18 protein-coding genes are annotated in these 18,285 nt (G+C 67.5%); 15 read left to right on the top strand and 3 right to left on the bottom strand.

Going from position 1 to position 18,285, the window contains the following annotated elements; translation table 11 throughout:
• Positions 1-11 precede the first annotated feature (11 nt).
• From V7787_RS41810 to V7787_RS41880, 15 genes are all read left to right on the top strand, one after another.
• Positions 12-2,045, top strand: a complete 2,034-nt coding sequence (locus tag V7787_RS41810) for a hypothetical protein (RefSeq protein WP_336093464.1) — start codon at positions 12-14, stop codon at positions 2,043-2,045.
• 123 nt (positions 2,046-2,168) lie between these two features.
• Positions 2,169-2,804, top strand: coding sequence for a DUF1318 domain-containing protein (locus V7787_RS41815; RefSeq protein WP_336093465.1), 636 nt, complete (start codon positions 2,169-2,171; stop codon positions 2,802-2,804).
• Positions 2,805-2,940: 136 nt separating this feature from the next.
• The gene (gene rlmD / locus V7787_RS41820) at positions 2,941-4,302 is read left to right on the top strand and encodes a 23S rRNA (uracil(1939)-C(5))-methyltransferase RlmD (RefSeq protein ID WP_336093466.1); all 1,362 of its coding nucleotides are present in this window, start codon (positions 2,941-2,943) and stop codon (positions 4,300-4,302) included.
• 12 nt (positions 4,303-4,314) lie between these two features.
• Positions 4,315-4,611, top strand: coding sequence for a hypothetical protein (locus tag V7787_RS41825; RefSeq protein ID WP_336093467.1), 297 nt, complete (start codon positions 4,315-4,317; stop codon positions 4,609-4,611).
• A 354-nt stretch (positions 4,612-4,965) separates the two neighbouring features.
• Complete coding sequence (locus tag V7787_RS41830) at positions 4,966-5,478, top strand: CYTH domain-containing protein (RefSeq protein ID WP_336093468.1); 513 nt, start codon at positions 4,966-4,968, stop codon at positions 5,476-5,478.
• A gap of 203 nt (positions 5,479-5,681) precedes the next feature.
• Positions 5,682-6,692, top strand: coding sequence for a beta-N-acetylhexosaminidase (nagZ, locus tag V7787_RS41835; protein WP_336093469.1), 1,011 nt, complete (start codon positions 5,682-5,684; stop codon positions 6,690-6,692).
• Positions 6,692-7,246, top strand: coding sequence for a hypoxanthine-guanine phosphoribosyltransferase (locus V7787_RS41840; protein WP_336093470.1), 555 nt, complete (start codon positions 6,692-6,694; stop codon positions 7,244-7,246). Before nagZ ends, V7787_RS41840 begins: the two co-directional genes overlap by 1 nt.
• 1 nt (position 7,247) lies before the next feature.
• On the top strand, positions 7,248-8,012 hold the full coding sequence (locus V7787_RS41845) for an S-methyl-5'-thioinosine phosphorylase (RefSeq protein WP_336093471.1): 765 nt from the start codon (positions 7,248-7,250) through the stop codon (positions 8,010-8,012).
• Between the two features lie 183 nt (positions 8,013-8,195).
• Complete coding sequence (locus V7787_RS41850) at positions 8,196-8,402, top strand: cold-shock protein (protein ID WP_031373678.1); 207 nt, start codon at positions 8,196-8,198, stop codon at positions 8,400-8,402.
• 355 nt (positions 8,403-8,757) lie between these two features.
• On the top strand, positions 8,758-10,395 hold the full coding sequence (locus V7787_RS41855; protein ID WP_336093472.1) for an acyl-CoA dehydrogenase family protein: 1,638 nt from the start codon (positions 8,758-8,760) through the stop codon (positions 10,393-10,395).
• The gene (locus V7787_RS41860; protein WP_336093473.1) at positions 10,392-10,895 is read left to right on the top strand and encodes a L,D-transpeptidase family protein; all 504 of its coding nucleotides are present in this window, start codon (positions 10,392-10,394) and stop codon (positions 10,893-10,895) included. Before V7787_RS41855 ends, V7787_RS41860 begins: the two co-directional genes overlap by 4 nt.
• 216 nt (positions 10,896-11,111) lie before the next feature.
• A complete protein-coding gene (locus V7787_RS41865) occupies positions 11,112-11,288 on the top strand; it encodes a hypothetical protein (RefSeq protein ID WP_336093474.1) in 177 nt (58 codons plus the stop codon).
• A gap of 163 nt (positions 11,289-11,451) precedes the next feature.
• Positions 11,452-11,877, top strand: coding sequence for a DUF4279 domain-containing protein (locus V7787_RS41870; RefSeq protein WP_336093475.1), 426 nt, complete (start codon positions 11,452-11,454; stop codon positions 11,875-11,877).
• A 363-nt stretch (positions 11,878-12,240) separates the two neighbouring features.
• A complete protein-coding gene (locus tag V7787_RS41875) occupies positions 12,241-13,440 on the top strand; it encodes a S1 family peptidase (RefSeq protein WP_336093476.1) in 1,200 nt (399 codons plus the stop codon).
• Positions 13,441-13,873: 433 nt separating this feature from the next.
• Entirely contained in the window at positions 13,874-15,103 is a 1,230-nt protein-coding gene (locus tag V7787_RS41880; RefSeq protein ID WP_336093477.1) for a S1 family peptidase, read from the top strand.
• A 265-nt stretch (positions 15,104-15,368) separates the two neighbouring features.
• Here the strand turns inward: V7787_RS41880 and V7787_RS41885 are convergent, their stop codons facing one another.
• The 3 genes from V7787_RS41885 to V7787_RS41895 form a co-directional block, all read right to left on the bottom strand.
• A complete protein-coding gene (locus V7787_RS41885; protein ID WP_336093478.1) occupies positions 15,369-17,165 on the bottom strand; it encodes an ABC transporter transmembrane domain-containing protein in 1,797 nt (598 codons plus the stop codon).
• 10 nt (positions 17,166-17,175) lie between these two features.
• Entirely contained in the window at positions 17,176-17,814 is a 639-nt protein-coding gene (locus V7787_RS41890; RefSeq protein ID WP_336093480.1) for an IMPACT family protein, read from the bottom strand.
• A 120-nt stretch (positions 17,815-17,934) separates the two neighbouring features.
• Positions 17,935-18,285, bottom strand: a 351-nt coding sequence (locus V7787_RS41895; RefSeq protein WP_336093481.1) for a hypothetical protein, incomplete at its 5' end; no start/stop codon positions are given.

An 18,285-nucleotide genomic window follows, 5' to 3' on the forward strand; every position in this document is an offset into this window, starting at 1 on the left:
TGCTGCGGACCATGTTACGCCTCCTGATGGGTTTGTCGCTGCCCTTGCTGTGGGCGGCGCCCCCGCATGCTGAGGCGCGCACGCTGAACGCCAAGATGGCGAAGGTTGCGACGGCTGTTGCAACTTTGGAACAAGTTCAGCTGCGCCTGAGCTGGCCCGAAGGCGCCGAGCGCGGCGAACTGGAATTGCGGGCCGGGCTGATCCAGGCGCCGGACCTGGGCTATCGCTATCGCGACGTGCTCTGGCGCTGCCCGTTGCTGCGCGACGGCAGCGGCGGCTGGCGCTGCGAAGGCGAGCTGCGCGGCGCCGGCGGGCGGCCGTTGCGGCTGGCGCTGGACCTGGGCGTGGCCAGCACCGACGCGCGCCTGAGCCAGGGCGCCAGCGCGCTGGCGCTGCGCCGCGCCGCGGCCACGCCGGACATCACCCGGATCGAATTGACCCGGGTGCCGCTGGCCTGGGCCCAGGCGCTGGTCGCGCAGGCCTGGCCGCAAGGCCGGATCAAGGCCGGCAGCCTCGACGGCCATCTGGATATCGCCGCGCCCGAACGGCAACCGCTGCGCATCGCCGGCCCGCTGCGCCTGACCGGCGCGGCGCTGGAAACGCCGGACGGGCTGATCGCCGCGGAAAAGCTCGGCGCGCAATTGCGCATCGACGCGCAGATCGATCGCGGCAGCCGGGTCGCGGTCGACGGCCGCTTGCTCGGCGGCGAGATGCTGTTCGGCAACGCTTACCTGTCGATGCAGCAGCGCCCGATCGATCTGAACCTGCAAGCCGCGCAGAACCCGGGCGAGGGCTGGCGATTGCCGCAATTCTCGTGGCGCGACGGCGGCATTCTGGCGATGCGCGGCAGCGCCGAACTCACCCCGCAGGCCGACTTGGCGGCACTGGACCTGGACCTGAGCAGCGCCGATCTGGCGCCGCTGCGCGATGGTTACCTGTCCGGTTTCCTCGGTCTGGCCGGGCTGGCCAAGCTGCAGATGTCCGGGGCGATGCAAGCGCGGCTGCGCATGCGCGGCGGCGAGTTGGAGCAGGCCGAAGCGAGCTTGCGCGGGGTCGGTCTGAACGACGATCAAGGCCGGTTCCGCTTTTCCGGCCTGGACGGCACCGTGGCGTATTCGGCCGACGCGCCGCGCGACAGCGAGCTGGGTTGGCGCGAGGGCGCTTTGCACGGGCTGGAATTCGGCGCGGCGCGGTTGCCGTTCGCCAGCGGCGATGGCGAACTGCGCCTGCAACGCGCGGTCGACTTCCCGATGCTCGGCGGGCGGGTGGGCCTGGACGGTCTGCGCCTGCGTCCGCCGGCCGGCGGCAAGGGACTGGACGTGCGGTTCGGGCTCAATCTCGATCGTCTCGACATCGGCCGATTGGCCAAGGCGCTGGACGGCCCGGCCTTCACCGGCGAGCTCAGCGGCCGCTTGCCCGAAGCGCACTACGCCGACGATCGGCTCGAACTCAACGGCGGCCTGACCATGCAGTTGTTCGGCGGCACCGTGGCGGTGTCTTCGCTGGCGATGGAGCGCCCGTTCGGGGTCGCGCCGACCTTGAGTTCGGATCTGGCCTTGAGCGACATCGACCTGGAGTCGCTGACCGGGGTGTTCGGTTTCGGCAGCATCACCGGGCGCTTGTTCGGGCGGGTGGATCAGCTGCGGCTGGTGGATTGGCAGCCGACCGCGTTCGACGCCGAACTGCATACCCGCAAGACCCGCGGCGTGCGCCAGCGGATCAGCCAGCGCGCGGTCCAGGATCTGTCCAGCGTCGGCGATTCGTCCTTCGTCGGCAGCCTGCAGGACCGGCTGCTCGGCTTTTTCGACGATTTCGGCTACGCCCGCCTGGGTATTTCCTGCCGTCTGGCCGAGGAGGTCTGCCACATGGACGGGCTGGGGCCGGCCAAGGCCGCGCCCGACGGCAGTCGCGGCTTCACCATCGTCCAGGGCGCCGGCGTGCCGCATCTGGACGTGGTCGGTTACAACCGCCGGGTCGACTGGCCGACCTTGCTCGAACGCCTGGAGGCGGTCAGCAAGGGCGATCTGAAACCGGTGGTTCAGTGAGTGGGCCCGGCGTGAATCGGACCCATCCTGGCCGGGTAGCCTTGCCGTTCAACGGCGCCGTGGTTCAATAGCGCCGTTCGTTTCAATCCGCGCTCGCACGCGCACAACCAGAAGGATTCGCTCATGCGCCGTTGGATGGGAGTACCGGTCGCCGCCGTGATGTTGACGGCTTGCGTGACCATCAACGTCTATTTCCCGGCCGCCGAGGCCAAGGAAGCGGCGAAGGAATTCGTCGAGAAGGTGATCGGCGACCAAGCGGTCACGCCGACGCCGGAAGCGCCTAAGGAAGGCGGCAAGCCCGGCGGCAGCGCCTCGCTCGACGCGCCCAGGCTGGAGTGGGGCCAACTGGCCAGCCGGATCGACTGGTTGTCGGTGGTCGGCATCGGCAGCGCGCGGGCGCAATCGCCGGACATCTCGATCAAGACCCCGGCCATCCAGGCGATCCAGTCGCGCATGGCCCAGCGTTTCGACGGCCAGTTGCGCGCGCATTTCGATTCCGGCGCGCTGGGCTTCACCAACACCGGCACGGTCAGCGTCCGCGATGCGGCCAAGATCCCGCTGTCCGACCGCGTCGGCGTCAATCAGGCGGTGGCCGACCAGGGCCGCGATTCGGCCGCGGTGTATCGCGAGATCGCCGTCGCCAACGGCCACCCCGAGTGGGAAGGCCAGATCCGCCAGGTGTTCGCCCGGCAGTGGATCGACAGCGCCAAGGGCGGCTGGTGGTATCAGGATGCCGGCGGCGGCTGGAAGCAGAAGTAAGCCCGACCCGGCAATGGTTGAGCAAAAGGCCCGCGCAAGCGGGCTTTTTGCTTATTCGGCCGCCCGCGGCGGCGGTTTCCCAATCCCCAATCCCGCCCATGCGACAATGCGCGCCCTTTGATTCCTGCCAGCAGCTGTGGCCCGCATCGATCAAACCCCCTTCGAGGTCGCCATCACCGGCCTCACCCACGACGGCCGTGGCGTCGCCCGGCGCGCCGATCCCAAGAACCCCAACGACGCCGGCAAGGCCATTTTCGTCGCCGGCGCCTTGCCGGGCGAGCGGGTCATGGCCAAGCAGACCGCGCGTTCGCGCAGCTTCGATGAGGCGGTGACGCTGCAGGTGCTGGAGCCTTCGGCCGACCGAGTCGAGCCGCGCTGCGCGCATTTCGGCACCTGCGGCGGCTGCGCGCTGCAGCACATGGCCGAGGAACAGCAGATCGTGGCCAAGCAGCGCGTGCTGATGGAGAACTTCGAACGCATCGGCCATGTGATGCCCGAACGGGTGCTGCCGGCGCTGACCGATTCGGCCTGGGGCTATCGCCGCAAGGGCCGGTTTTCGGTGCGCCGGGTCGAGAAGAAAGACAAGACCCTGGTCGGTTTCCGCGAAACCGATCCGCGTTTCGTCGCCGACATCGCCCGCTGCGAAACCGTGATCCCCGAGGTCGGCGACAAGATCGGCGCGCTCGCCCGCTTGATCGACGGCCTGCAGGCGCGCCGGGAAATTCCGCAGGTGGAATTCATCGGCGGCGACCGCATGGACGACGGCGACAACGCTCACAGCGGCATCGCCCTGACCTTCCGTCACTTGGCGCCGCTGTCGCAGGCCGATCTGGAGGCGCTGACCGCGTTCGGCCGCGAACACGAATTCGCGATCTTCCTGCAACCCGGCGGCGTGGAGAGCGTGCACCCGCTGTGGCCGGCCGATCCGCGCCTGGCGTTCTCGCTGCCGCAGTGGGATTTGCGCCTGAGTTTCCGCCCGCTGGACTTCATCCAGGTCAACGCCGGGCTCAACGGCCACATGATCCAGCACGCGCTGGATCTGCTCGATCCGCAGCCGCAGGACCGGGTGCTGGATCTGTTTGCCGGATTGGGCAACTTCACCTTGCCGTTGGCGCGCCGGGTGCGCGAGGTGGTCGGCGTGGAAGGCGAGGCCGGCCTGGTCAAGCGTGCGCGCGAGAACGCCGAGCTCAACGGTCTGGGCAATGCCCAGTTCTATGCCGCCGATCTGGGCAAGGATCTCAGCGGCGAGCCGTGGATGCGCGAAGGCTTCGACCGGCTGTTGCTGGATCCGCCGCGTTCGGGCGCGGATTTCGTTCTGACCCAACTGCCGCTCAAGCAATTCAAGCGCATCGTTTACGTCAGCTGCCATCCGGCGTCGCTGGCGCGCGATGCGGGTTATCTGGTGCGCGAGAAGGGCTGGAAGCTGCGTGCGGCGGGGGTGATGGACATGTTCCCGCATACCGCGCATGTGGAATCGATCGCGATGTTCGAGCGCTGAGGAGTCGCGGGCGTGGCCGATGCGCTGATCGAGGCCTTTATCGAAAAATGGCTGGATTTCAGCCTGAAGGTCCGTGAGAAGCAGGGGGTGGATGAGGCCCTGTTCGAGGATCTGGTCGAACTGCTCGAACAGATCAAGTCGGCGCTGGAAGGCGAGGATCGGATTCCGAAGAAGCTGGCCGATATTTTTCTGGACCTGTGGGGCGCGTTGGCCAGTTGCGCGGATGGCTACGACGAGCCGGCGCGCGACAGGATCTATACGGCGGCCGATCATCTGGTTTTCTATGCTCGGGAAATATGTTGGAGCTGATGGGGTGGAGAGAGGGAGGCCGCGGCAGACTCGGCCATCGTCGATCCCACCACCGTCATTCCGGCCACCGTCATCTCAACCACCGTCATTCCGGCGAAAGCCGGAATCCATTTTGATTCTGCTGTTGCGGTTCGCTCCTTAGCTCTAAAGCAAGAGCAAGATCAAAATGGATTCCGGCTTTCGCCGGAATGACGGTGGTGAGAGATCGCAATGGATCTTGCTTTCGCCGGAATGACGGGGGAGGGCAGGCGCGGCACGTGCGGCTGCTCAGCAAGGGTTCGCGGCGCGGGCGGTGATTGCGGCCTCTGCGCGCGGACTTTGGGTTCGGCGTTGTTTTTACTTTAGGAAATTCCCGTGGGCATCGAAATCGAACGCAAATTCCTGGTAACCGGCGACTCGTGGCGCCAAGCCGCGCACAAGGTCGTGCCGATGGCGCAGGGCTATCTCAACGATCTGGCGGCGATGGACGCCGGCGCGATGAAGGCCTCGGTGCGGGTGCGGATCGCCGGCGATGAGGCCTTCCTCAATCTGAAATCGCGCGAGCTCGGCCACACCCGCCAGGAGTTCGACTATCCGATCCCGGTCGAGGACGCGCGCGGGCTGCTCGCGCTCAGCGTCGGCGGGATGGTCGACAAGCGCAGGCATTACGTCGAGTTCGAAGGCCATCTGTGGGAGGTCGACGAATTCCTCGGCGACAACGCCGGGCTGGTGGTGGCCGAGATCGAACTGGCCAGCGCCGACACCGCCTTCGCCAAGCCCGACTGGGCCGGCGCCGAGGTCACCGACTCGGTGCGTTACTACAATCTGGCCTTGGCGACCCGGCCGTATGCGCAATGGAGCCAAGCCGAGCGCGACGGCGTCGCCTGAGCGACTCCGCGCGGGCCTCGGCCCCGACGCGTTCCCAGCCGGGCCGCTAGCCCGCAAACCCGCGGCGCCGGCGCCGAAACTCGCCGCCGAAGCCCGCTAACCCCTCCGCGTGGCGGCCCGGCACCGGCGAGGTGCCCCGCCGCGCTATCTGCGCGACAATAAGCGCCGCGCACACCGCGCTGTTTCTCCTTCAGGAGTTCCGCATGCTCGTGATCGGCGTCGCCGGTACCGAACTCACCGCGCAGGAACGCGACTGGTTGCAGCACGATGCCTGCGCCGGCGTGATCCTGTTCAGCCGCAACTTCGCCTCCAAGGCCCAGGTCGCCGAGCTGTCGGCCGCGATCCGCGCCGCCGCGCCGCGGCCGCAGTTGATCTGCGTGGACCAGGAAGGCGGGCGCGTGCAGCGCTTCCGCGAAGGCTACAGCGCGCTGCCGCCGCTGGAAGTGTTCGGCAAGATGTACGCCAACGACCCGCGCGCCGCGCTGGAACTGGCCGAGGAACACGCCCAGCTGATGGCCCGCGAAGTGCAGGCCAGCGGCGTGGACCTGAGCTTCGCGCCGGTGGTCGATCTGGGCCGCGGCAATCTGGCCATCGGCAATCGCGCCTTCGATGCCGATCCGCGCGTGGTCGCCGAGTTCACCCGCGCCTACATCCGCGGCATGCACGCGCAAGGCATGGCCGCCACGCTCAAGCATTTCCCCGGCCACGGCTCGGTGCTGGCCGATACCCATTTCGACGCCGCCGCCGATCCGCGCACGCTGGAGGAACTGCGGGCGACCGACCTGGTGCCCTTCATCGCCGGCATCCAGGCCAAGGCCGACGCGGTGATGATGGCGCACGTGTCCTATCCGGCGGTGGCGCCGGAGCCGGCCGGTTATTCGCGCCGCTGGATCGAAGAGATTCTGCGCGGCGACCGCGCCGACGGCGGCATGGGTTTCCGCGGCGTGGTCTTCAGCGACGACATCGGCATGGCCGCCGCGTTCTCGGCCGGCGGCGTGCGCGCGCGCATCGACGCGCACCTGGACGCCGGTTGCGATGTGGTGCTGGTCTGTCATCCGCAGTTGGTAGAAGAGTCGTTGAGCGCGGTCGCCGGCCGCAGCCTCAACACCGCCGCATTGGTCGGCTTGATCGGACGCGGCGCGCTGGGCTGGGACGGCCTGATCGCCGACGCCGGTTACACCGACACCCGCACCCGTTTGGAAGGATTGGCTTGATGAGCAACAACGACTTGGTCTCGGCGCTGGAAAACGCCGACCTGATCTTCGACCGGCGCAGCCTGGAGCGCGAAATCGCGCGCATGGCGGTGCAGATCCGCAACGACTACGCCGGCAGCCGGCCGGTGTATCTGACCATCATGCACGGCGGCCTGCCGTTCGCCGCGCAACTGGCGATGGAGCTGGGCGAGCGCGGGCTGGATCTGGAATTCGATTACCTGCACGCCACCCGTTACCGCGGCGCCACCACCGGCGCGGACCTGGTCTGGAAGCATCGCCCGGCCACGCCGCTGCGCGGCCGCCGGGTGTTGCTGGCCGACGACATCCTCGATGAAGGACATACCTTGCACGGCATCCGCGAATGGTGCCGCGAGCAAGGCGCGGCGGAAGTGCGCATCGCCGCGCTCGCGGTCAAGGCCCACGACCGTTGCGTCGACGGCCTGCGCGCCGATTACGTCGGCGTGGAAGTGCCCGATCGCTACGTATTCGGTTACGGCATGGATTTCCACGAGCAGGGCCGCAACTTGCCCGCGATCTACGCATTGAAGGATTGAGATGAGCGAGCAGGGCATCGATCTGGCCGTGATCGGCGGCACCGGGCTGTACCGCATCGCCGAATTGAGCGAGGTGGAAACCCATCAGCCGGTCACGCGTTACGGCGCGCCGTCCGGGCCGGTGCGGGTGGGTTTGCTGGGCGGGCGCCGCGTCGCGTTCCTCGCCCGTCACGGCGAAGGCCATTCGCTGCCGCCGCATCAGATCAACTACCGCGCCAATCTGGCCGCGCTGCAAGCGCTCGGTGCGAGCCGCGTGCTCGCGCTCAATACGGTCGGTGGAATTACCGAACGGTTCGGGCCGCGCGCGCTGGGTTGTCCGGATCAGCTGATCGATTACACCTGGGGCCGCATCTCCACGATCTGCGAGGAACCCGGCACCGAAGTGCTGCACGTCGATTTCGGCGAGCCCTACACCCGCGCGTTGCGCGCGGCGGTGCTGGCCGCGGCGCAGCGCGCCGGCGTGGCGCTGGTCGATGGCGGTTGCTACGGCGCCACCCAGGGCCCGCGTCTGGAAACCCGCGCCGAGATCGCGCGGATGCGTCGCGACGGTTGCGATCTGGTCGGCATGACCGGCATGCCCGAAGCCGGCCTGGCTCGCGAAATGGGCCTGGATTACGCGTGTTTGGCGATCGTCGCCAACTGGGCGGCCGGCGCCGGTCCGGATCCGGATGAGGTCATCACTTTGCAGGATGTGCTCGACAACGTCGCGGTGGCCTCGGCCGGTTTGCCGGCGCTGTTGACCGCGTTGCTGCAAGCCTGCGAGTGACCGCAGTCGCATAAACGCGATCGGCCGAAAATAATCTGGCCGGATGTGGCTTCAAAAAACGTGTGCGATGCCGTCACGCTGAACCGTTGTCATCCAACGGCACAGTTTGCATACTCGCCAGGCGTCTATCGCCAATGCGGCGGCGACGCACGTCAACGCATCCAGCATGAGGTCAATAAGGATATGCAGTACGGCACCGTGAAGTGGTTCAACGACGCCAAGGGCTTCGGGTTCATTTCTCCCGAAGATGGCAGCGCGGATGTATTCGTGCACTTCTCCGCGATCAACGCAAAGGGCTTCCGCAGCTTGCAGGAAGGTCAGCGCGTCAGCTATCAGCTGACCCAGGGTCCCAAGGGCGCGCAGGCGTCCGAAGTGGCTCCGGTGGTTTGATTCGCGTTGCCCGGCAGGGCAATGTCTGGCCCGATCGCATCGGACAGTTTCCAGGGCCCCGCTTCGGCGGGGCCTTTCTTTTTGAGGAGTGAGCGGAGAGGAGTGAGGAGTGAGTAACGGCAACAGCCGCAAGGACCGCTTTGCTCACTCCTCACTCCTCTCCGCTCACTCCTCGCTCTAGATCCAGGCAGCCCGCCCGGAGCCGCCCCATAGATCCCTTGCCCCCGTTCGCCTTGAGGAGTGAGCGCAGAGGAGTGAGCAACGGCAACAGCCGCGAGGACCGCTTTACTCACTCCTCACTCCTCTCCGCTCACTCCTCGCTCTAGAATCCAGGCAGCCCGCCCGGAGCCGCCCCATGGATCCCTTGCCCCCGTTCGCCACCCATCGGGTCGAGAACCAGCCGCCGCCGTTCGCGCCGCGCGACCTGTGGAGCGACGACGCGGTCTTGCGCGATGCGGTCGATCGCCAGGGCGGCGCCGGCTTCGCCGCGCAGTTGGCCGGTTACGGCGTGCTCGCCGGCGGCGAGATCTACGCGCTGAGCTTCGACGCGCACCGCGACAAGCCGCGTCTGCGCAACTACGACGCCTACGGCCACCGCATCGATCTGGTCGAATTCCATCCGAACTACCACGCGATCATGCGCGCGGCCATCGAGCACGGCGTCGCCGGTCTGTCCTGGCACGATCCGCGCCCCGGATCGCACGTCGCGCGCGCGGCGCTTAGCTATCTGCATCATCAAGTCGAACCCGGCACCAGCTGCCCGCTGACCATGACCCACGCCTCGGTGCCGGTGTTGCGGCATGCGCCGGCGCTCGGCGAGTGGATGCGCAAGGCCGCCGCGCCGCACTACGACGGCCGCGACGTCGCCGGCGCCGACAAGGCCGGGCTCACCCTGGGCATGGGCATGACCGAGAAACAGGGCGGCTCGGACGTGCGCGCCAACCAGACCGTGGCCACCGCGATCGGCAACGATGAGTACGAGCTGGTTGGCCACAAGTGGTTCTTTTCCGCGCCAATGTCCGACGGTTTCCTGGTGCTCGGGCAAGCCGCGGGCGGCCTGACCTGCTTCCTGATGCCGCGCTGGCATCCGCACGGCGGCAAGAACGCGCTGCGGCTGATGCGGCTCAAGGACAAGCTGGGCGATTGGTCCAATGCGTCTTCGGAGGTCGAATTCCAGGGCGCCTGGGCGCAACGCATCGGCGAGGAGGGGCGCGGGGTGGCGACCATCATCGAGATGGTGATGCTGACCCGCCTGGACTGCATGCTGGGTTCGGCCGCGGAAATGCGCATGGCCTTGGCGCAGGCGCTGCATCACGCCCGTCATCGCCGCAGCTTCGGCAAGCCGTTGATCGATCATGCGTTGATGCGCAACGTGTTGGCCGACTTGGCGATCGAGTCCGAGGCCGCGACCGAGTTGGCGATCCGCGTCGCCGGCGCGATCGATCGCGCCCCGGTCGATCCGCGCGAAGCCGCGTTCGCGCGCATCGCCACCGCGATCGGCAAATTCTGGATCTGCAAACGCGCCGCGGCCTTCGTCAACGAGGCGCAGGAATGCCTGGGCGGCGCGGGCTATGTCGAAGAATCGATCCTGCCGCGGCTGTACCGGCAGGCGCCGCTCAATTCGATCTGGGAAGGCAGCGGCAACATCCAGTGCCTGGACGTGCTGCGCGCGCTGAGCCGCGAACCCGAAGCAGGGCAGGCGCTGCTGGCCGAGCTGGAACGCGCGCGCGGCCGGCATCCGGCATTGGACGCACGCATCGACGAAATCGCCGCGGCGCTGCGCGCAGGCGCATTGCCGCAGGAAAGCCAGATGCGATTGTGGGTCGAGCGCCTGGCCTTGGCTTTGCAAGCCGCGCTGCTGTTGCTGGCCGGCCGCCCCGGCGCGGACGGGTTCTGCCGCAGCCGGCTCGATGGCGCGCACGGCTTGGGCTTCGGCACGTTGCCGGGCGATCTGGACCTGGAAGAGATTCTGCAAGGAGCGCTGCCGACATGAACAACACTCTGACGCTGTCGATCTGTTTGTCGCTGGCCGCGACCGTATGCCTGCCGGCTTTGGCGCGCACGCCCCCGGCGATGGCGCCGGCCGCGCAGCGCGCCGACCGCATCGTGGTCGACAAGTCCGAACGGCGCATGCAGTTGTTCCGCAACAACATGGTCATCCGCACGTATTCGATCCTGCTCGGCGACGCGCCGGTCGGACACAAGCGCCAGCAGGGCGACGAGCGCACGCCCGAAGGCGAATACCGGATCAGCGGACGCAATCCCAACAGCCGCTTCCATCTGTCGCTGCGGGTGTCGTATCCCAATCAGGCCGACCGCAAGCAGGCCGCCGCGCGCGGGGTGGATCCGGGCGGCGACATCATGATTCATGGCGGCACGCCGGCGGGTTATCGGCGCGACTGGACCGATGGCTGCATCGCGCTCAGCGACAAGCAGATCGAGGAAGTGTGGAGTCTGGTACCCACCGGTATACCGATCCGGATCGATCCGTAATCGCGCCCCTTCGCAAGCGCGATGCCGGCCGCGGACGATTCGGGTCGCTGAATCGGCGCAACTCAGCGGCAAGGGGCTTTTCCGGCCGCGAATTGCAGCGATCTCGCGCTTCGGCGATACCGGCCGTCGCCTGTTTCGGCGAGGTTATGCCCGGCCAACGCGGTTGGGTGTAAGGTCGGCGGAGGCGGCCATCCGGGCCGTCGCGGGAGGTGCACCATGCGTGGTTCACGTAAATCCCAGGCGCTGGCGCTGATCGCGCTGGCCGCGATACCGCCGCCGGCGCATGGGTCGGATTTCTCGCTTGCCTTGTTCTGGTTGAGCCGCGGCGCGGGTCTGTTCGCGGTGTGTCTGCTGAGCGTGTGGCTGTTGAGCGAATTCAAGCGCAGCGACTGATCGGCCATCGAACGCGGCCGATCGCTGCCGCGGCAGGCAGCGGCTGACGATGATCGCCAGAAGCGCGGGCGATAGCGAAGCGAAGGCATCGAGCTATTGCGTGCGGGGCGCATCTGCGCTGAAGTGCGCCGGGCCGACGGGCGCATATCAACGGAATGAGCCTATGTCATCGCTCCACCGCACCAAGGCTTGCCTGCGCATCTGGGGCGATGAGCTGATCCCGGATGAGGTCAGCGCATTGCTCGGTGCGCCGCCATCGAATTCGCACAGCAAAGGCGATGAGCTGTCGATAGGTCTCGGGCGCGTGCGCATCGCCAAAACCGGATCGTGGCGGCTGGTCGCGCAGCAACGAGAGCCAGGCGATCTGGACGCGCAAATCGGTGAGTTGTTCGCTCAGCTGAGCGACGATCCGGCCGTGTGGGCGCAACTGGGCTCGCGTTTCGAGCTGGATTTGTTCTGCGGCTTGTTCATGGCCAGCGGCAACGACGGCGAGGGAATCGGTCCGCGCAATCTGCGTTTGCTCGGCGAACGCGGGATCGAGTTGATCCTGGATATCTACGATCCGATCAAGGAATCGGCGTCGTCGTAGGCGGGTTTCCGCGTGCGCTGAACATCGCGTCGCCGATTTGCGCATCGTGAAGTTAGTCGGCGATTCCGCTGCGTCGCAACAGCCGAATAAATCGCTACATACCGCGCCGAATTCTCCCTGCGTTCGTTCAGTGGCTTATTCCAATAAGCGTTCTTGTGACGCGCCTCGGACTCCGCGTGTGACCTGACCAGGGATGCGCGCCTTGCGTTGCGCGCGCAGTTATTTTTAGCTGGGACGGCCCCGCAAGCGACGCGTGCACGCGCGCTTGCCGATCTGGGCCGCCGTTAGCGCAACGGCGTCGAGAAGCCAGACGGCTTCGTCTTGTCGATCCCCATGTCAGATTCCCTCTAAGGAGTTCTTCGCATGTCCGTATCGAAAATCCGCTCGCGCCGTTCGTTCGCGCGCGCTTCCGTTTTCTGTGTGGTGGCCGCGGCCGCCGCGCTGTCCTCCGGTGCCGCTTTGGCCGCCGATCGAGTCAGTCCCGAACTGAAATTCGCGATGCAACGCGACCTGGGAATCTTCCCGGGACAGCTCGCGCAATACCTGCAAACCGAAACACTGGCGCAGCGCCAGGGCGCGGCGATTCAGCGCGAACTCGGCGACCAGTTCGCCGGCAGCTGGATCGAACGCAACGCCGACGGCAGCTTCCGCTTCGTCGCCGCCAGCGCGGGTGCGCGCAAGTCGACCACGCTGGGCGGGGTGGAAGTGCGCACGGTGCGCCACAGCCTCAAGCAATTGCAGCACTCGATGGATCTGCTCGACGCCGGCGCAGGCGCGCGGGTCAAGGGCATCAGCAAGCCGCTCAGCGGCGTGCAGTCGTGGTATGTCGATCCGCGCAGCAACAGCGTGGTGGTCAAGGTCGATGAAGGCGCGGTCGACGCCGGCGTCGATTTCGTCGCGCTCAGCGGCGCCGACAGCGGCGCGGTGCGGATCGAAACCTCGCCCGGCCAGTTGCAGACCACCGCGACCATCATCGGCGGCATCGAATACTCGATCAACAATGCCAGCCTGTGCTCGGTCGGGTTCTCGGTCACGCGCGGTGCGACCAAGGGCTTCGTCACCGCCGGCCACTGCGGCACGGTCAACGCGGTCGCGCGCATCGGCGGCGCTCAGGTCGGCACCTTCGCCGGCCGGGTGTTCCCCGGCAACGACCGCGCCTGGGTCAGCCTGACCAGCGCGCAGACGCTGCAGCCGTGGGTGAGCAACTACAGCGGCGGCAACGTGGTCGTGCGCGGCAGCGCCGAAGCCGCGGTCGGCGCGGCGGTGTGCCGCTCGGGCCGCACCACCGGTTATCGCTGCGGCAACATCACCGCCAAGAACGTCACCGCCAACTACGCCGAGGGCGCGGTGCGCGGTTTGACCCAAGGCAATGCGTGCATGGGCCGCGGCGATTCGGGCGGCTCGTGGATCACCAGCGCCGGTCAGGCGCAGGGCGTGATGTCGGGCGGCAACGTCCAGTCCAACGGCAACAACTGCGGCATTCCGGCGTCGCAGCGCAGCAGCCTGTTCGAACGCGTCGGGCCGATCCTGAGCCAATACGGCTTGAGCCTGGTCACCGGCTGATCCCGGCATGGGTCGCGGCACCGCGCTTGCCGCGGTGTCGATACGAACGCCCCGCAGCGATGCGGGGCGTTCTTTTTTTGGCGGATGCGATCCGGATGCCGATACGGTGTGGAATTGATATCGGATGAAATCGCGATATGCCGTAAAGAACGCGCGATGCGCAGTTTCATTTCGGGTCGATTCGCGGCGTCGGAATCGTGCCGAGCTAATCGAATTAGTACTCGTCTGATTTGCGGCCTTAGTGTGACGCATTTCAAAGGATTGGGTCGATTCGCTCTGCCGGTTCGATTGTGCCGCGTCGATTTGTCCCGTTATCTGGATCTGCCCGGCGAGAACGCCGTGGCGCTCCCGAGGGCGTCGCGTGCGGCGAGCAAGCCCGCGGCACACTGCGTCAGCGCGGCTGGCGTTTCTGATCGACTACGGAGTTTCTTCAATGACTGTTACCAAAAATTCTCGACGCGCTCTGGTCCGTTCGTCGTTGCTGGGATTGGCATCGGCGGGTTCGCTGGTTTGCGGTACGGCGTTCGCCGCCGGCGCGATCGATGCGCGTCTGCAGCAGGCCATGCAGCGCGATCTGGGCATCTCCGCCAAGCAGTTGCCGCAGTACCTGCAGACCGAACTCACTTCGTTGAAGCAAGCCGGCGCCGCCAAGCGCGCGTTGGGCTCGACCTTCGCCGGCAGTTGGATCGAGCGCAAGGCCGATGGCAGCTTCGCTTTCGTGGTCGCCAGTTCCGGCACCGGCAAGGCCGCGCGCAATCTCGGCGGGGTGGAGGTGCGCAGCGTGCGCCACAGCCTGCGCCAGCTGGAAACTTCGTTCAGCGCGCTGGAAGCGTATGCGGGTTCGCGCGTGGCCGGCATCAGCAAGCCGCTGGGTGGCGTGCATTCCTGGCGCGTGGACCCGGTGACCAACTCGGTGGTGGTCGGCGTCGCCGCGGGGGCGCAGGCGGAGGCCATTGATTTCGTGGCGCTCAGCGGAGCGGATGCGGCGGCGGTTCGTTTTGAAACCGAAGAGGGCGCGCCGCAATTGTTTGCCGACGTGTATGGCGGCCAACAGTACACGTTCCAGGATGGCTCGCCTCCGAAGTGGTACGTTTGTTCGACCGGTTTCGCCGTGACCAAGGGCGCAACCAGAGGCTTCGCCACCGCAGGCCACTGCGGCACGGCCGGCTTGGCCGCTTTCCTGGGCAACAGCCAGTCGCGGACGCCGCTGGGCAGCTTCGCCGCATCGAATTTCCCAGGCAACGATATGGCCTGGGTGTCCATCAATCCCGAGCACACCCTGAGCGGCCGAGTCACCGATTACAACAACGGCTGGGTGTCGGTGAAGGGCAGCAACGAAGCAGCGATCGGCGCGGCTGTGTGCCGCTCCGGCCGCACCACGTTCTACAAGTGCGGCACCATCCGTTCCAAGAACGTCAGCGTCAACTACGGTCTGCTCGGCCGAGTCACCGGACTGACCGAAAGCACCGCCTGCGCGGGCGGCGGCGATTCGGGCGGCTCGTGGATCACGCCGGACGGCCAGGCCCAAGGGGTGACCTCGGGCGGCAACGTCAAGTCCGATACCAAGGAAAACTGCACGATCGCCGAGGCTCAGCGCAAGACCTGGTTCCAGCCGCTGAACCCGCTGTTGAGCAAGTACGGCTTGACCTTGGTCACCAACTGACCGCGATTCGCATTTGATCGTGGTACCGACGCCCCGCATCGCGGGGCGTCTTTTTTTGCGTGCGGTGGCGCGGATTTGCCTGCGCCGGCGAAATCGCGGCGTTCCGGCCGGGGACCGCGAAATCAAAATGGATTCCGGCTTTCGCCGGAATGACGGTGGCCAGGGGTTCGTCGCAAACGACGCCCGGCAGGATTGGGTCGGAACAACGGCAGGCAAATTTTCAGCGACGACGGCTGGCCGAGTTGTGCGGTCGTGTCGCCGGCGTTCAATCCAGAAATTGCAGCTTGGCCAGCTCCGCATACAACCCGCCTTCGGCCAACAACTGCTCGTGCGTGCCTTCGGCGACGATCCGGCCGCGGTCCATCACCACGATCCGGTCGGCCTTGAGCACGGTGGCCAGACGGTGGGCGATCACCAGGGTCGTGCGGCCTTGCATCAGCGCTTCCAGCGCTTGCTGCACCGCGCGTTCGCTCTGCGCGTCGAGCGCGCTGGTGGCTTCGTCCAGCAACAGGATCGGCGCGTCCTTGAGCAGTGCGCGGGCGATGGCGATGCGTTGCTGCTGGCCGCCGGACAGACGCGCGCCGCGTTCGCCGAGTTGGGTGGACAGGCCTTCGGGCAAAGCTTGAATGAAGTCGGTCGCGTGCGCGGCGCGCACGGCTTGTTCGACCTCTGCGTCGCTGGCTTCCAGGCGGCCGTAGCGGATGTTGTCGCGCGCGGTGGTGGCGAAGATCGCCGGTTGTTGCGGCACCAGCGCGATCCGGCTGCGCAACGCGCCGGGATCGACCTCGCGCACATCCAGCCCGTCGACCCGTACGACGCCTTGCTGCGGATCGTGGAAGCGCAGCAGCACCGAGAACACCGTGCTCTTGCCGGCGCCGGACGGGCCGACCAGGGCCACGGTTTCGCCGGGCCGCACGCGCAGGCTGAAATCCTGCAGCGCCGGCATGTCCGGGCGTTGCGGATAGTGGAAGCCGACCCGGTCGAACACCAGTTCGCCGCGCAAGGGTTCGGCGAAGGTCTTCGGATGCTCCGGCGCCTGGATCGCGCTGTCTTCGTTGAGCAGCTCGCTGATCCGGCCCATGCCGCCGGCGGCGCGTTGCAGATCGTTCCAGACTTCGGCCAGCGCACCGATCGAGCCGCCGCCGATCAAGGCGTACAGCACGAACTGTGCGAGCGTGCCGGCGGTGAGGCGGCCGGCCATCACATCGTGCGCGCCCGACCACAGCACCAGGATGATCGCGCCGAACACCAGGGTGATGGCGACCGCGGTCACCATGGCCTGGGCGGTGATGCGCTGGCGCGCGGCCTTGATCGCGATCCGCAGCGATTGGCTGAAACGGTCGCGCTCATACGGCTCGCGCGCATGCGCCTGGACCGTGCGCACCGCGCCCAGCGATTCGGCGGCCAGGGTGTTGGCGTCGGCGATGCGGTCCTGGCTGGAGCGCGAGATGCGTTGCAGCTTGCGGCCGCCGGCGATGATCGGCAGCACCGCCAGCGGGATGCCCAGCAACGAATACGCGGCCAGCCGCGGATTGGTGACGAACATCATCGCCAGACTGCCGACCACGGTCACCGAACTGCGCAAGGCCACCGACATGCTCGATCCGACCACGCTGCGCAGCAGTTCGGCGTCGGCGGTCAGGCGCGAGACCAGTTCGCCGCTGCGGTTGCGGTCGTGGAAGCCGGAGTCCAGGCCGATCAGATGGGTGTACAGCCGCTCGCGCAGGTCGGCGACGACCTTCTCGCCCAGCACCGACACGAAATAGAACCGCGCCGCGGTGGCCAGGGCCAGGCCCAGTGCGACCAGGAACAGCAGCAGGAAGGCGCTGTCGATCGCGCCGCTGCCGCCGCCGGCCGAGCTCTGGGCGAAGCCCTGGTCGATCATGGTCTTGAACGCCGCCGGAAAGCTCAGGGTGGCGGCGCTGGACGCGGCCAGCGACAGCAGCCAGGCCACGAACAAGGTCCGGTGCTGGTTCACGAACGGCCACAAGGTGCGCAGGCTGCCGATCGGGGCCTTGTTGCGTCGGGTGTCGGCCTTCGGGCCGGCGCTGGCATCGGTCATCGGATCGCGGTCATGAAGATAAAGGAAGCGGGTCGAGCGGGTCTCGACCGGCGAGGGGTTCGCCGGGAGATCGCAGACGTACGCGGTTACGTGTGGCGTCGCGCAACTGCGCTTTCAAGGCGAGCGATTGCGACGCCGGTAGCCGAATGCGAACTTGCGCGCCGTCGGCGTCGAAGCGTTCCTCGGCTTTTTCCGCGCCGAACGCGTTCAGGGCCGCGTGGACGGCGCCGATGTCCTCGAACGGATAGGCCAGTTCGAACTCTTCGTAGACGATCAGTTCGCGCCGCGGCGCCAGCCGCAGGCATTCGGCCGCGGCGCCGCCGTAGGCGCGGACCAGGCCGCCGGCGCCGAGCTTGATGCCGCCGTACCAGCGGGTGACCACCGCCACCACCTGGTCGCAGCCCTGGCCGTCGATCGCCGCCAGAATCGGCCGGCCGGCGGTGCCGGAGGGCTCGCCGTCGTCGTTGAAGCGGTATTGGGCACCGATCCGGTAGGCCCAGCAGTTGTGGGTGGCGGCCGGGTCGGAGACTTCCTGGACGAAGGCCAGCGCCTGCTCCGGCGTGGCCACCGGCGCGGCCAGGGCCAGGAAGCGGCTGTGTTTGACTTCGATCGCGTGGCGGGCGCGTTCGGCCAGGGTGTTGGCGCTCATCGCGGGCTCAGACGGCCCGGCGCGGGCACCGTCCGGCGGGCCTCGGCCTGGTCCGGCGGGTGGCCGCCGCGACCTGTCGGCGCGAGGCCATGCCGGCAGCCGCGTCGGCGACGGCCGCGATCATTTGAGCAGCGGCCGCAGGTCTTTCGGAATCCGCACCCGCGGGTGCTCGCGGCGGAACTGCAGCAGGCTCTCGCGGGCGCGGTCGGTCTGGCCGCTGTCGCGGTAGTCGCGGATGAGGTCGAGCCATTGCGGCGCCGGCAAGTTGTGTTCGTCCGCGCCGCCGCTGCCGATGCGCGCGCCGGTGACCTGGACCCGGTCCAGCGGCGGCGCTTGCTTGGCCTCGGCGTCGGCGTCTGAGCGTTTCTCGCGCTGAGCGTCCGCCGAGGGCGGCGCGCCCTGGAACAGATTTCCGCCGAGCGGGGATGCCTCGTTGGCGGCGGCGGAGGCTGCGCGGCGTTCTCCGGCGGG

This window comes from Pseudomonas sp. CGJS7 (assembly GCF_036961695.1).

What these genes read in the sequence shown, in the direction of transcription:
- V7787_RS41810 (WP_336093464.1), top strand. Translation starts at nt 12, where the DNA reads ATGTTACGCCTCCTGATGGGTTTGTCGCTGCCCTTGCTGTGGGCGGCG.
- V7787_RS41815 (WP_336093465.1), top strand. Translation starts at nt 2,169, where the DNA reads ATGCGCCGTTGGATGGGAGTACCGGTCGCCGCCGTGATGTTGACGGCT.
- nagZ (WP_336093469.1), top strand. Translation starts at nt 5,682, where the DNA reads ATGCTCGTGATCGGCGTCGCCGGTACCGAACTCACCGCGCAGGAACGC.
- V7787_RS41840 (WP_336093470.1), top strand. Translation starts at nt 6,692, where the DNA reads ATGAGCAACAACGACTTGGTCTCGGCGCTGGAAAACGCCGACCTGATC.
- V7787_RS41845 (WP_336093471.1), top strand. Translation starts at nt 7,248, where the DNA reads ATGAGCGAGCAGGGCATCGATCTGGCCGTGATCGGCGGCACCGGGCTG.
- V7787_RS41850 (WP_031373678.1), top strand. Translation starts at nt 8,196, where the DNA reads ATGCAGTACGGCACCGTGAAGTGGTTCAACGACGCCAAGGGCTTCGGG.
- V7787_RS41855 (WP_336093472.1), top strand. Translation starts at nt 8,758, where the DNA reads ATGGATCCCTTGCCCCCGTTCGCCACCCATCGGGTCGAGAACCAGCCG.
- V7787_RS41860 (WP_336093473.1), top strand. Translation starts at nt 10,392, where the DNA reads ATGAACAACACTCTGACGCTGTCGATCTGTTTGTCGCTGGCCGCGACC.
- V7787_RS41865 (WP_336093474.1), top strand. Translation starts at nt 11,112, where the DNA reads ATGCGTGGTTCACGTAAATCCCAGGCGCTGGCGCTGATCGCGCTGGCC.
- V7787_RS41870 (WP_336093475.1), top strand. Translation starts at nt 11,452, where the DNA reads ATGTCATCGCTCCACCGCACCAAGGCTTGCCTGCGCATCTGGGGCGAT.
- V7787_RS41875 (WP_336093476.1), top strand. Translation starts at nt 12,241, where the DNA reads ATGTCCGTATCGAAAATCCGCTCGCGCCGTTCGTTCGCGCGCGCTTCC.
- V7787_RS41880 (WP_336093477.1), top strand. Translation starts at nt 13,874, where the DNA reads ATGACTGTTACCAAAAATTCTCGACGCGCTCTGGTCCGTTCGTCGTTG.
- V7787_RS41885 (WP_336093478.1), bottom strand. Translation starts at nt 17,165, where the DNA reads ATGACCGATGCCAGCGCCGGCCCGAAGGCCGACACCCGACGCAACAAG.
- V7787_RS41890 (WP_336093480.1), bottom strand. Translation starts at nt 17,814, where the DNA reads ATGAGCGCCAACACCCTGGCCGAACGCGCCCGCCACGCGATCGAAGTC.